At 71.2% G+C, this 13,231-nt stretch carries 12 protein-coding genes; 10 read left to right on the top strand and 2 right to left on the bottom strand.

Annotated elements, in window-relative coordinates; genetic code table 11:
- Both ACFYPR_RS14010 and ACFYPR_RS14005 read left to right on the top strand, forming a co-directional pair.
- The coding region (locus ACFYPR_RS14010; RefSeq protein WP_387260243.1) for a HAMP domain-containing protein at positions 1 to 2,898 on the top strand (2,898 nt) is incomplete at its 5' end.
- Positions 2,895 to 3,449 carry a response regulator gene (locus tag ACFYPR_RS14005; protein WP_354853752.1) on the top strand — a complete coding sequence of 185 codons (555 nt, stop codon included), beginning with the start codon at positions 2,895 to 2,897 and terminating at the stop codon, positions 3,447 to 3,449. The genes ACFYPR_RS14010 and ACFYPR_RS14005, both read left to right, overlap by 4 nt.
- 9 nt (positions 3,450 to 3,458) lie before the next feature.
- On the opposite strand, the gene ACFYPR_RS14000 is transcribed toward ACFYPR_RS14005, so the two are convergent.
- Positions 3,459 to 3,956: a helix-turn-helix domain-containing protein gene (locus ACFYPR_RS14000; RefSeq protein ID WP_363935215.1), complete on the bottom strand. Its 498-nt coding sequence runs from the start codon at positions 3,954 to 3,956 to the stop codon at positions 3,459 to 3,461.
- Between the two features lie 92 nt (positions 3,957 to 4,048).
- On the opposite strand from ACFYPR_RS14000, the gene ACFYPR_RS13995 reads away from it, so the two are divergent.
- Both ACFYPR_RS13995 and ACFYPR_RS13990 read left to right on the top strand, forming a co-directional pair.
- Entirely contained in the window at positions 4,049 to 4,945 is an 897-nt protein-coding gene (locus ACFYPR_RS13995; RefSeq protein ID WP_387260240.1) for an ATP-binding cassette domain-containing protein, read from the top strand.
- Entirely contained in the window at positions 4,942 to 6,555 is a 1,614-nt protein-coding gene (locus ACFYPR_RS13990; RefSeq protein ID WP_354853761.1) for an ABC transporter permease, read from the top strand. Before ACFYPR_RS13995 ends, ACFYPR_RS13990 begins: the two co-directional genes overlap by 4 nt.
- 148 nt (positions 6,556 to 6,703) lie before the next feature.
- Here ACFYPR_RS13990 and ACFYPR_RS13985 read toward each other — a convergent pair whose 3' ends face one another.
- Positions 6,704 to 7,039, bottom strand: a complete 336-nt coding sequence (locus ACFYPR_RS13985; RefSeq protein WP_272614785.1) for an STAS domain-containing protein — start codon at positions 7,037 to 7,039, stop codon at positions 6,704 to 6,706.
- Positions 7,040 to 7,203: 164 nt separating this feature from the next.
- On the opposite strand from ACFYPR_RS13985, the gene hemL reads away from it, so the two are divergent.
- The 6 genes from hemL to ccsB are packed head-to-tail and all read left to right on the top strand — an operon-like array spanning position 7,204 to position 13,223.
- Entirely contained in the window at positions 7,204 to 8,544 is a 1,341-nt protein-coding gene (gene hemL / locus ACFYPR_RS13980; RefSeq protein WP_387260237.1) for a glutamate-1-semialdehyde 2,1-aminomutase, read from the top strand.
- A 3-nt stretch (positions 8,545 to 8,547) separates the two neighbouring features.
- Positions 8,548 to 9,195 (top strand): histidine phosphatase family protein, encoded by a 648-nt coding sequence (locus tag ACFYPR_RS13975; protein ID WP_355064747.1) that lies wholly within the window; start codon positions 8,548 to 8,550, stop codon positions 9,193 to 9,195.
- On the top strand, positions 9,195 to 9,764 hold the full coding sequence (locus tag ACFYPR_RS13970; RefSeq protein ID WP_354853769.1) for a TlpA disulfide reductase family protein: 570 nt from the start codon (positions 9,195 to 9,197) through the stop codon (positions 9,762 to 9,764). Before ACFYPR_RS13975 ends, ACFYPR_RS13970 begins: the two co-directional genes overlap by 1 nt.
- A complete protein-coding gene (locus tag ACFYPR_RS13965; protein ID WP_355134216.1) occupies positions 9,764 to 10,591 on the top strand; it encodes a cytochrome c biogenesis protein CcdA in 828 nt (275 codons plus the stop codon). The genes ACFYPR_RS13970 and ACFYPR_RS13965 overlap by 1 nt, the downstream gene beginning before the upstream one ends.
- Entirely contained in the window at positions 10,591 to 12,246 is a 1,656-nt protein-coding gene (locus ACFYPR_RS13960; protein ID WP_354853774.1) for a cytochrome c biogenesis protein ResB, read from the top strand. Before ACFYPR_RS13965 ends, ACFYPR_RS13960 begins: the two co-directional genes overlap by 1 nt.
- On the top strand, positions 12,246 to 13,223 hold the full coding sequence (gene ccsB / locus ACFYPR_RS13955) for a c-type cytochrome biogenesis protein CcsB (RefSeq protein ID WP_355064750.1): 978 nt from the start codon (positions 12,246 to 12,248) through the stop codon (positions 13,221 to 13,223). The genes ACFYPR_RS13960 and ccsB overlap by 1 nt, the downstream gene beginning before the upstream one ends.
- The last annotated feature ends 8 nt before the right edge of the window (positions 13,224 to 13,231 follow it).

The following is a 13,231-nucleotide window of genomic DNA, read 5'->3' as shown; positions in this document are numbered from 1 at the left end:
ACCACGGCGGTGGCCAAGGGTGACCTGTCGCAGAAGATCACGGTGGACGCGCGGGGCGAGATCCTGGAGCTGAAGTCGACTGTCAACACGATGGTGGACCAGTTGTCGTCGTTCGCCGACGAGGTGACCCGGGTGGCCCGTGAGGTGGGCACCGAGGGCAAGCTGGGCGGCCAGGCCCAGGTGCGCGGGGTCGCCGGCACCTGGCGGGACCTGACCGACAACGTCAACTCGATGGCCTCGAACCTGACCGCCCAGGTGCGCAACATCGCGCAGGTCTCCACGGCGGTGGCCAAGGGTGACCTGTCGCAGAAGATCACGGTGGACGCGCGGGGCGAGATCCTGGAGCTGAAGTCGACTGTCAACACGATGGTGGATCAGCTCTCGTCGTTCGCCGACGAGGTGACCCGGGTGGCCCGTGAGGTGGGCACCGAGGGCAAGCTCGGCGGTCAGGCCCAGGTGAAGGGCGTCAGCGGCACGTGGCGGGATCTGACCGACAACGTGAACTCGATGGCGTCGAACCTGACCAGCCAGGTCCGCAACATCGCCTCGGTGACCACCGCAGTGGCGAAGGGCGACCTGAGCCAGAAGATCACCGTGGACGCGCAGGGCGAGATCCTGGAGCTGAAGTCGACGGTCAACACGATGGTCGATCAGCTCTCGTCGTTCGCCGACGAGGTGACCCGGGTGGCCCGCGAGGTCGGCATCGAGGGCAAGCTGGGCGGTCAGGCGCAGGTCAAGGGTGTCTCCGGCACCTGGCGCGACCTCACCGAGAACGTCAACCAGCTCGCCTCGACGCTGACCACCCAGCTGCGGGCCATCGCCCAGGTGTCCACGTCGGTGACCCGCGGCGACCTGACCCAGCGGATCGCGGTCAAGGCGCAGGGCGAGGTCGCCGAGCTGAAGGACAACATCAACCAGATGATCGTCACCCTCCGGGAGACGACCAAGAAGAACGCCGAGCAGGGCTGGTTGGACTCGAACCTGGCCCGCATCGGCGGCCTGTTGCAGGGCCAGCGGGACCTGGTCGAGGTCTGCCGCATGATCATGACCGAGGTGACCCCGCTGGTCGACGCCCAGCTCGGCGCCTTCTTCCTGGCCGACGACACCGACGGCAGCATGCGGCTGCGCTTGACCTCGTCGTACGGGTATGTGGCACGCGGGCACGACGTCACCTTCGGGCCGGGTGAGGGGTTGGTCGGCCAGACCGCCCTTTCGCGCCGGACGATCCGGGTCAGCGCCTCCCCGAACAGCCGCCTCACGCTGCGCTCCGGCCTGGCGGAGACGCCCCCGTCCGACCTGGTGGTGCTCCCCGTGCTGTTCGAGGGGGAGCTGCTCGGGGTGATCGAGTTCGCCAGCGTGGCCGCCTTCTCCGAGCTGCACCTGTCGTTCCTGGAGCGGCTGGTGCTCACCATCGGCATCGCGGTCAACACCATCCAGGCCAACCGGCGTACGGAGGAGCTGCTGGCCCAGTCGCAGCGGCTCGCGCACGAGTTGCAGGAGCAGTCGGCGGAGTTGCAGCGCACCAACGCCGAGCTGGAGGAGAAGGCCACCCTGCTCTCCGAACAGAAGGGCAACATCGAGACCAAGAACCGGGAGATCGAGCTGGCCCGGCTCGGCCTGGAGGAGAAGGCGCAGCAGCTCACGCGGGCCTCGGCGTACAAGTCGGAGTTCCTGGCCAACATGAGCCACGAGCTGCGTACGCCGCTGAACTCGCTGCTGTTGCTGGCCCGGCTGCTGGCCGAGAACTCGGAGCAGAACCTCAACCCGAAGCAGATCGAGTTCGCCCGGACCATCCACAGTGCCGGCTCGGACCTGCTCTCGCTGATCGACGACATCCTGGACCTGTCCAAGATCGAGGCCGGCCGGATGGACGTCGAGCCCACCGAGATCCGCTTCGCGGAGATCCGCGGCTACGTCGAGCAGGCGTTCGCGCCGCAGGCCGAGGAGAAGAACCTCGACTTCCAGGTACGGGTCAGCAAGGATCTGCCGCCGGCGTTGGTCACCGACGCGCAGCGGTTGCAGCAGATCCTGCGCAACCTGCTCTCGAACGCGGTGAAGTTCACCGACAACGGCGCGGTGACGTTGCGGATCGCCCCGGCGGCCGAGAACGCGGTCTTCGACGTGCCGGCGCTGACCAACGCCCAGCAGGTGATCGCCTTCACGGTGATCGACACCGGCATCGGCATCTCCGACGACAAGCTGTCGATCATCTTCGAGGCGTTCCAGCAGGCGGACGGCACGACCAGCCGCCGCTACGGCGGCACCGGCCTGGGGCTGTCGATCAGCCGTGACCTGGCCCGGCTGATCGGTGGCACCATCACGGTGTCGTCGGCGCCCGGGCAGGGTTCGACGTTCACGTTGTTCGTGCCGCAGGTCCTCGCTCCGGACGCGGTGGTCGCGCCCCAGCCGCCGTCACCGCAGCGTGCCGGCCTGCCGTCGTCGCTGCTGATGCCGCCGCTGGAGCTGCTGCCGGCGCGGCCGGAGGCGCCGGCCACCCGTCAGCTGGACGGCGCCACCGTGCTGATCGTGGACGACGACGTCCGCAACGTCTTCGCTCTGACCAGCGCGTTGGAGCTGCACGGCATGACCGTGCTGTACTCGGACAACGGGGCGGACGGCGTCCGCCTGCTGGCCGAGCACCCGGAGGTGGACATCGTGCTGATGGACGCCATGATGCCGGACCAGGACGGATACGAGACGACCCGCCAGATCCGCCGTAACCACCGGTTCGCCGACCTTCCGGTCGTCTTCCTGACCGCGAAGGCGATGCCGGGTGACCGCGAGTCCGCGCTCGCGGCCGGAGGAAGCGACTACATCACCAAGCCGGTCGACCTGGATGACCTGATCGAGTTGATGTCGTCCTGGATCAGCGGCGGCCGGACCGAGGAGACTTCGTGACCCAGATGGCCAAGGCGCTGCTCGTGGACGACCGCCGCGAGAATCTGATGGCGCTGGAGGCGATCCTCCAGGGCCTGCCGGTTCAGTCGGTGGCTGTGGAGAGCGGCGAGGCGGCGCTCAAGCAGCTGCTGGTGGACGACTTCGCGGTGATCCTGTTGGACGCACAGATGCCGGACATGGACGGCTTCGAGACGGCCAGCCACATCAAGCGCCGGGAGCGGACCCGGCACGTGCCGATCATCTTCCTCACCGCCGCCGACCGGGACGCCCAGCTCGCGCTCCGCGGCTACCAGGTGGGTGCGGTGGACTACCTGACCAAGCCGTTCGACCCGTGGGTGCTGCGGGCCAAGGTGTCGGTCTTCGTCGAGCTGTGGGTGAAGACCCGGCAGTTGGCCGCCCAGTCGGACCTGGTTCGGGAGCGCGACACGCAGTGGCGGCGGCTCACCGACGCGGTCGACGAGGCGACCACGCTGCTCCGCTCCGACGACCAGGAGTCGCGGGGCCGTGCCGTGGAGCTGCTGGAGCAGGCCCGCTGGGGCAGCTCGGCCTGACCCGGCCGGTCAGCCGTCGCCGGGGCGCAGATGGCCGGTCTGGGCCCGGCGGATCCGCCAGCGCTCGCCCAGCGAGTCGATTTCCTCCTGCACGAAGATGAAGAAGTCGCGCATCTCGGCCACCCGTTCGCCGGCCGGCGTCTGCGGGCCGTTGAGGGCGTCCACCCCGGAGCTGGCCACGTCGATGAACGTCTTGTAGATCGCGGTCTTGGTGATGGTCCCCTCGTACCAGGGGTTGTCCGGCATCCGGTAGCGATCGCGGCGGGACCGGGGGACGGGCTCGCGGATCAGCATGCCGAACTGGGTGAGATAGCGGACCGCGCCGCTGACCGCCGCCGCGCTGACCCCGAGCCGCTCGCCGATCTCGGCGGCCGTCAGGGGGTCGTCGGCGCTCATCACGGTGAACAACACCCGGGCGGCCATCCGTGGGAAGCCGACCTCGGCGAACGTGAGGGCCATCCGTTCGACGAAGAGGTGCACGGGGTCGTGGCCGTCGTCGGCTGCCATGGCGGTCCCTCCCTGCGCGGTTCGTGGGCACCGATGGTGCACCGACTCTCACTGTCTTCACAACTTTGTGAAACGAGTGTAGCTTCCGAGATATGGAAACTCCGATTGAGGTGTCCGGCCTGGTCAAGACCTTCGGCCGGACCCGGGCGCTGGACGGTCTCGATTTGACCGTCCGCGCCGGCGAGGTGCACGGCTTCCTCGGCCCGAACGGCGCCGGCAAGTCGACCGCCATCCGGGCCCTGCTCGGCCTGCTGCGGACGGACGCGGGGGACGTCCGACTGCTCGGCGGTGACCCGTGGCGCGACGCGGTGGCCCTGCACCGCCGGCTGGCGTACGTGCCAGGCGACGTGACGCTCTGGCCCAACCTCTCCGGCGGCGAGGTCATCGACCTGCTCGGCCGGATGCGCGGCGGCCTCGACCCGGCCCGCCGAGCCGAACTGCTCGACTCCTTCGAGTTGGACCCCCGCAAGAAGGGCCGGGCGTACTCCAAGGGCAACCGGCAGAAGGTCGGCCTGGTGGCCGCCCTCGCGTCGGACGTCGAACTGCTCATCCTGGACGAGCCGACCTCCGGCCTGGACCCGCTCATGGAGGAGGTCTTCCAGCACTGGGTGCGCCGGGCCAAGGCCGACGGTCGCACCGTGCTGCTCTCCAGCCACATCCTGGCCGAGGTGGAGGCGCTCTGTGACCGGGTGACGATCATCCGCAACGGGCGGGACGTGGAGACCGGCACCCTGAGCGAGCTTCGGCACCTGCGACGCACCTCGATCGAGGCCGAAGTGACCGGCCCGGTGGACGGGCTGGGTCAGCTCGGCGGGGTACACGACCTGCGGGTGGACGGGCAGCGGGTGCGCTTCGACGTGGAGAACGCCGCGCTGGACGCCGCGCTGCGTCGGCTCACCGAGATCGGCGTACGCAGCCTGACCAGCCAACCGCCGACGCTGGAGGAGCTGTTCCTGCGGCACTACCAGGCCGAGCAGGTGCGGTCATGACCGCCCTCACCGGCACCCGGCACCTGGTGCGGCTGATTCTGCGGCGGGACCGGGTCGTGCTGCCGATCTGGATCCTCCTGCTGGCCGTGCTGCCGGCCAGCTACGCCGGCACGTACGCCGAGCTGTACCCGACCGCCGCCGAGCGGGCCGCGTACGTGGCGAGCACGGCGAGCAACCCGTCGATCGTCGCGCTGCTCGGCCCGGTGTTCGGCGACAGCGTCGGCGCGCTCACCGTCCAGCGGGCCGGCCTGCTGATGTTGTTCGCCGCGTTGGCCAGCCTGCTGACGGTGGTGCGGCACACCCGCACCGAGGAGGAGGCCGGCCGGCGGGAGTTGCTCGGCGCGACGGTCCTCGGCCGGTACGCCGGTCTGACCGCGGCGCTGCTGGTGACGTACGCCGCGAATGTGCTGCTCGGCCTGCTCACCGCCGGCGGCCTGGTCGCCGCGGGTCTGCCCGGCGCGGGTTCGCTGCTCTTCGGTGCCGGCTTGGCGCTCACCGGCGTCGCCTTCGCCACGGTCGGCGGTCTGGCCGCGCAGCTCACCGAGAGCGCCGGCGGCGCGCGCGGCATCGCCCTGGGGGTGCTCGGGTTGGCCTTCGTGCTGCGGCTGGCGGGCGACGCCGGAGGGTCCGGCGGCACCGGTGGAAAGACCGAATGGCTGAGCTGGGTCTCGCCGCTGGGCTGGGCGCCCCGGGGGCGGGCCTTCGCCGGTGACCACTGGTGGGTGCTGCTGCTGCCGGTGCTGTTCGCCGCGGTGGTCGCGCTCGTCGCGTACCCCGTCTCGGTGCGCCGGGACCTCGGCGCGGGGGTGCTGCCGCCGCGGCTCGGCCCGGCCACCGCCGGTCCGCGGCTGGCCGGCCCGTTCGGGCTGGCCTGGCGACTGCACCGGGGCCCGTTGCTCGGCTGGACGGTCGGCTTCGGGCTGCTCGGTCTGGTGCTGGGCGGCGCGGCGGACGCGGCCGGCGACGCGGTGCAGGGCAACCAGCAGTTCGCCGAGATCCTGGCCCGTCTGGGCGGCACGTCGGCCCTGGCCGAGGCGTACCTCGGGAGCTCGCTGAGCCTGACCGCGCTGGCCGCCGCCGGGTACGGCATCCAGGCGGCGCTGCGGGCGCGGGCCGAGGAGACCGCCGGGCGGGCCGAACCGCTGCTCGCCACGGCGGTGAGCCGGTCCCGCTGGCTGGCGGCGCACCTGCTCTTCGCGCTGCTCGGCCCGGTGGTGGTGCTGGCCGTGGCGGGGCTCGCGACCGGGCTGTCGTACGGCCTCAGCGTGGGCGACGTCGGTGGTGAGCTGCCCCGGCTGCTCGGCGCGGGGCTGGCCCAGGTGCCGGCGGTGTGGGTGCTCGCCGGGCTCGCCGCGCTGCTGGTGGGCTGGCTGCCCCGGTTCTCCGCGGCGGCCTGGGCCGTTCTCGCCGGCTGCCTGCTGCTCGGTCAGATCGGCGCGGTGCTGAAGCTGAGCCAGTGGGCGCTGGACGTCTCCCCGTTCACGCACACCCCTCAGGTCCTGGGCGACAACTGGACGGCCACCCCCCTGGCGGCCCTGACGGTGATCACGGCAGCCCTCCTGGCCCTGGCCCTACGCACCTTCCAAACCCGCGACATCCCCACCCAGTAACCCCCGGCCCCCTGCCCCCGGCCCCCCGGCCCCCCGCGTCGAACCGCGTTGATCATGAAGTTATTGCCGACAAATGGGACAGAATTTGCAATAACTTCATGATCAACCCCGGAGGCGGCCGGGACCCAGGCCGGGGGTGGGGTGGGGGTCAGCCGGTGGGTTGGTCGTTGCGGATCATCAGGGCGCTGCGCAGGCCGGTGATGTCCAGGACGCGAATCAGGAACTCGCCGACGTGGGTGAGCATCAGCAGGCTCTGCGCGTGACTGGCCTTGCGGCTGAGCACCACGAGCGTGCCCAGGCCCTGCGAGTCGCAGAAGGTGACGCCGCCGAGGTCGAGCACGATCCGCGGGGGCGGGTCGGCCAGCACCTCGTTGACGACGGTGCTGAGCTGGGCGGCCGTGAGCATGTCGATCTCACCGGCCAGGCGCAGCACTGCTTCGTCGCCCGTCCGGTGTAGCGTGATGGACAGTTCGGCACGATCCACCCGGTCAGCCTAGCGCGATCCGGCCGACCCGGCCTGTTGAGGCCGAGAGCCGCTGGCCGGCCTGTGTCGGGGCTGGTGACGGGTGCCGGCAGCGGGTGAGCCTGGTAACCCCGGCCCGGGGTGGCTGCTGGTTGACCGTCCGTCGCTGACACAATGGCGGCATCGTGACCGACATCGTTTCCGCCGGATCTGGCCGTTACCCGGCCGACGCGCCGGCTTCCGAGGCCCTGTTCGACCGCGCCCGCGCCATCGTGCCGGGCGGGGTGAACTCCCCCGTGCGCGCCTTCCAGGCGGTCGGCGGCACCCCGCGTTTCATGGTCCGTGGCGAGGGCCCGTGGCTGTACGACGCCGACGGTCGCCGCTACGTCGACCTGGTCTGCTCCTGGGGTCCGCTGATCCTCGGGCACGCCCACCCTGAGGTGGTGGAGGCCGTGCAGGCCGCCGCCGCCCGGGGCACCAGCTTCGGCACGCCCACCCCGGGTGAGGTGGAGTTGGCCGCCGAGATCGTCGACCGGACGCCGGTGGAGCAGGTGCGCCTGGTCAACTCCGGCACCGAGGCCACCATGTCGGCGATCCGGCTGGCTCGCGGCTTCACCGGCCGTTCCAAGATCGTCAAGTTCGCCGGCTGCTACCACGGCCATGTCGACGCGCTGCTCGCCTCCGCCGGCTCCGGCGTGGCGACGCTCGGCCTGCCCGACTCGCCCGGCGTCACCGGCGCGGCGGCCAGCGAGACGATCGTCCTGCCGTACAACGACATCCGGGCCGTCGAGGAGGCGTTCGCCGCCGAGGGCCCGCACATCGCCGCGGTGATCACCGAGGCCGCCGCCGGCAACATGGGCGTGGTGGCCCCCCGCGACGGCTTCAATCAGCAGCTCGCCCGGATCGCGCACGCACACGGGGCGCTGCTCGTGGTCGACGAGGTGATGACCGGGTTCCGGGTCTCCCGCGCCGGGTGGCACGGCCTCGACGCCTCCGACGCCGACCTGTGGACGTACGGCAAGGTCATGGGTGGTGGGCTGCCCGCGGCGGCCTTCGGCGGGCGCGCGGACATCATGGCGCGTCTCGCGCCGGCCGGCCCGGTCTACCAGGCCGGCACGCTCTCCGGTAACCCGCTGGCCTGCGCCGCAGGCCTGGCCACGCTGCGGCTGGCCGACGACGCGCTGTATCGCAAGCTCGACGACACGGCCGCCGTCGTGGGCAAGCTCGCGTCCGACGCGCTGGCCGCCGCCGGGGTCCCGCACCGTTTGTCGTACGCGGGCAACATGTTCTCGATCTTCTTCACCGATGCCGATGTCGTCGACTACGACAGTGCCCGCACCCAGCAGGTGCCGGCGTTCAAGGCGTTCTTCCACGCGATGCTCGCCGCCGGCGTCTACCTGCCGCCGAGCGCGTTCGAGTCGTGGTTCGTGTCGGCGGCGCTCGACGACGCCGCTCTGGAGCACATCGCCGCAGCGCTGCCGACGGCGGCGAACGCGGCGGCGGCGGCTGGTCACGGGGGGTCGTAAACGGTGAGCAAGACGGTGGTCCACGTGCTCCGGCACGGTGAGGTGCACAATCCCGACCAGATCCTGTACGGGCGGCTGCCCGGTTTCCGCCTCTCCGAGCTGGGCGTGCAGATGGCCAAGGCGGCCGCGCAGGGGCTGGCCGATCGGGAGGTCGTGCACGTGGTGGCCAGTCCGCTGGAGCGCGCCCAGCAGACCGCCGAGCCGATCGCCGCCCAGTTCGGGCTGCCGGTCGGGGTGGACGAGCGGCTGATCGAGAGCGCCAACTGGTTCGAGGGCAAGAAGGTCTCCCCGGGTGACGGGTCGTTCCGCGACCCGCGCAACTGGTGGGTGCTACGCGACCCGGTGACGCCGTCCTGGGGTGAGGCGTACCGGGTGATCGCCGAGCGGATGTTCGCCGCCGTGCACGCCGCCCGCGTTGCCGCCGAGGGCCGCGAGGCGGTGCTGGTGTCTCACCAGCTCCCGATCTGGACGCTGCGCCGCTACGTCGAGCGCAAGCGGCTCTGGCACGACCCGCGCAAGCGGCAGTGCGGGCTGGCGAGCCTCACCTCGTTCCACTTCGACGGCGCGAAGGTGGTGGGCATCGGCTACAGCGAGCCGGCCGCGCACCTCATCGCCCTCTCCGCGACAGCCCGGACGGCCAAGGGGGCCTGATGACCGCCCGGAGGTGGACCGCCGGTCTGCTCGCCGCCGTCACCACGGTGGCGCTGGTCGGCTGCACGTCGTCGAAGGGGCAGGAGAAGACCTGCTCGACCACCTCCGACGGCATCATCGAGTGCGCACCGGACCAGCGTTCGGCCCCTCCGAAGCTCGCCGGTGAGCTGCTCACCGGCGGCACCTACGACGTGAGTGCGGCCCGCGGGCAGGTCGTGGTGGTCAACTTCTGGGGCTCCTGGTGCGCGCCGTGCCGCGCCGAGGCCGACGACCTGGAAGCCACCTACCAGGCCACCAAGGGCTCCGGGGTGGGCTTCCTCGGCATCAACGTGCAGGACCAGCGGGACAAGGCCAAGGCGTTCGAGGAGGGCCGGGTCACCTATCCGAGCCTGTTCGACCCGTCCAGCCGTCTGGCGCTCGACCTGGACATCCCGCCGAACACCGTCCCGGCGACCGTGGTGCTCGACCGGGAGGGCAGGGTCGCGGTGGTGATCCGCGCCGCCGTCAAGCAGGAGGGCCTGCAACCGATCGTCGAGCGGGTCGCGGCCGAGAAGCCGGCGCCGAACTGATGGGTGAGACCTTCAAGGAGTTGGCCCAGAGCGGGCCGCTGGTGCTCGCCATCGGCGCGGCGGCGCTCGCCGGCCTGGTCAGCTTCCTCTCCCCGTGCGTGCTCCCGCTGGTCCCCGGCTACCTGTCGTACGTCACCGGTCTGGCCGGCGCCGACCTGGAGGGCCGCCGCCCGGCGACGGCCCCCGCGCCCGCCGAGACCACCGGCGGGGGTGTCGCGGTCCGGGAGCGGACGGCACCGTCGGCGGCGGTCAAGGGGCGGGTGCTCGCCGGCACCCTGCTCTTCATCGCCGGCTTCACTGTCGTCTTCGTCGCCACCGCGATCCTGTTCGCCGGCATCGGTCGGGTGTTCTTCGACTACAAGCGCGAACTGCAGATCGGCATCGGCGCGCTGATCATCGTGCTCGGCCTGGGCTACCTCGGCATGATTCCCGCCCTGCAACGTGAGTTCCGCATCTCCCGGCTGCCGTCGGCCGGCCTGCTCGGCGCACCCGTGTTCGGCGCGGTCTTCGCGCTCAGTTGGGTGCCGTGCACCGGTCCGACCCTCGGCGCGGTGATGGGCATGGCCGCCACCAGCGGTCAGAGCGACCGCGCCGTGGTGCTCGCCGTGGCGTACTGCCTCGGGTTGGGGATACCGTTCGTCGTCTTCGGGCTGGGCTTCCAGCGCCTGCTCGGGGTCTTTCGCGCCATCCGGCGCAACAGCCGCTGGGTCACCCGGGTCGGCGGCGCCCTGCTCATCCTGATCGGCCTGGCGCTGGTCACCGGCGGATGGCAGAGCTTCGTGATCTGGTTGCAGACCACCGTCGGGGTGGGCGAGGTGAGCATCTGATGACGGTCGTCGACGACCGACCGGAGACCGTGGCTCCGGCGCCCCGGCGCCGGCCCAATCGGCTGCTGGCCTTGCTGCGCAACTCGTGGCGGCAGCTCACCAGCATGCGTACGGCGCTGATCCTGCTCTTCCTGCTGGCCATCGCCGCGATCCCGGGTTCGGTGCTGCCGCAGCGGGGGATCAGCCCGGAGAAGGTCAACCAGTACTTCACCGACCACCCGGACTGGGCCCCCCGACTGGACCGGATCGGCGCGTTCGAGGTCTTCGGTTCGGTCTGGTTCTCCGCGATCTACCTGCTGCTGTTCACGTCGCTGATCGGCTGCATCACGCCCCGGCTGCGCGACCACGTCCGGGCGCTGCGGTCGCGGCCACCGGCCGCGCCGAAGCAGCTGGCGCGGCTGCCGCAGCACGCCGTACTGCCCGCCCCGGCCGGTGGCGCGGCCGCCGTCGCCGAGGTGCTGCGCAAGCGACGCTGGCGGGTCGAGGTTCGCGGCGACGAGGTCTCCGCCGAAAAGGGCTACCTCAAGGAGACCGGCAACCTGCTGTTCCACACGTCGCTGATCGCGGTGCTGATCGGTGTCGCGCTCGGCTCGTGGTACGGCTGGAGCGGCAACCGCCTGCTCGTGGCGGGCGCGGACAACGCGTTCTGCAACACCCGCCAGCAGTACGCCGAGGCCAAGCTCGGCCCCCGCGTCGACAGCGCGGACCTGCCGCGCTTCTGCCTGCGGCTGGACGACTTCCAGGCCCGGTTCCTGCCGTCCGGCCAGCCGGAGTTCTTCAACGCCCGGGTGACCGTCGACGGCCCGGACGAGCCGACCCGCAGCGCGGACTTCTCGGTGAACTCACCGCTGCGACTCGCCGACGCGAGCGTCTACCTGCTCGGCCACGGGTACGCCCCGGTGATCCGCTACACCGACCGGTTCGGCAACAGCCAGGTCAGTGACGAGCCGTTCCTGACCACCGGCGACATGGGCCTGACCAGCGAGGGGCTGGCGGCCTTCCCGGACGCGAACGTCGACCCGGCCACCGGCAAGCGGACACCGGGTGAGCAGATGGCGTTCACCGGCATCTACCTGCCCACCGCGCCGCAGCAGGCCCCGTTCGTCCGCTCCGAGTACCCGACCGAGCGCAACCCGGCGCTGAACCTGGTCGCCTACCGGGGCAACCTCGGCCTGGACGCCGGCATCCCCGGCTCGGTCTACCAGCTCGACCAGCGGCAGGTGCGCAACGGCAAGGTCAAGGAGATCGGCAGCAAGCTGCTGCGCAAGGGCGAGAAGTGGACGCTTGACGACGGCACGACCGTCGAGTTCCTGGGCACCGAGCGGTACGTGACGCTCTCCGTCCGGCACGACCCCGGCTCGACGCCGCTGCTGGTGAGCTGCGGCGCCCTGCTGGTCGGGCTGATGGGCTCGCTTTTCGGTAGGCGCCGCCGGGTGTTCTTCCGGGTGGCACCGGCCGACCCGGCGGATGGATCTCCGACGGGCGGTAGTAGCTTGATGGAGGCCGGTGGGTTGCCGCGCACCGACTATCCAGGGTTCGCCGACGAGTTCGCCCAGCTCGTCACCGCCGTGAGCGGTGCCGACGGGGCTGCCGAGCGGGCCGGCACCGACGCTGACTCCAGCGACCGGGCCGGCGTGCGAGAAGGGACCGAGTGATGTCCGCGCTCTCCGACAATCTGGTGACCTTCGCGATCCTGACGTACCTGATCGCGATGATCAGTCACGCCGTCGAGTACGCGCTGGGCAACGCGCGTACCCGGGTCGCCGTGGCGTCGCCCGCCCGCGAGCTGGTGGGGGCGGGGGTCGGCGGTGGCGGTGGCGTCATCCCGGAGCCGCCCGCGCCGGTCCCGCCGACGGCCGACGGCGCGGCGCGTCGGGCCCGGATCGCCGGCCTGGTCGCGGTGGGGGCCACCGCGTTGGCAGCCGTGCTGCACCTCGCGGCGCTGGTCACGCGGGGTCTGGCCGCTGACCGGATGCCCTGGGGCAACATGTACGAGTTCGTGCTCACGGTGACGTTCATCGGGGTGGCGGCCTGGCTCGTGGTGCTCTGGAAGCGGCCGGCGCTACGCAAGCTCGGGCTGTTCCTGACCCTGGTGATGGTGCTGCTGGTGGCCACCGCCGAGCTGGTCCTGTACGTGCCGATCGTGCCGCTGGTGCCAGCCCTGAACTCGTACTGGTTCGTCATCCACGTCTCGACCATCGTCTTCGCGTCCGGCATCTTCCTGCTCGGCGCGGTGCCGGCGGTCGGCTTCCTGATGCGCAACGGGTACGAGCAGGGCAAGCGGAGCTTCCCGTACACCCTCGCGAAGCGGCTGCCCGGCGCGGTCAGCCTGGAGCGGCTGACCTTCGCGCTGCACGCGTTCGCGTTCCCGATCTTCACGTTCGCGGTCATCGCCGGCGCGATCTGGGCCGAGGCGGCCTGGGGCCGGCCGTGGGGCTGGGACCCGAAGGAGACCTGGGCGTTCATCTCCTGGGTCGTCTACGCCGGCTACCTGCACGCTCGCGCCACGCCCAGCGTGAAGCGCAACGTGGCCACCTGGATCGCGGTGATCGGCTTCCTCACCATGCTGATGAACCTGTTCGGCGTGAACATCTTCTTCACCGGCCTGCACTCGTACGGCGGGCTGAACTGACCCTGGTC

It is taken from the genome of Micromonospora sp. NPDC005254, from assembly GCF_042872525.1.
Classification (GTDB): Bacteria; Actinomycetota; Actinomycetes; order Mycobacteriales; family Micromonosporaceae; genus Micromonospora.
Note: the sequence above shows the minus strand (reverse complement) of the source record. Positions and strands in the feature narration are given on the sequence as shown.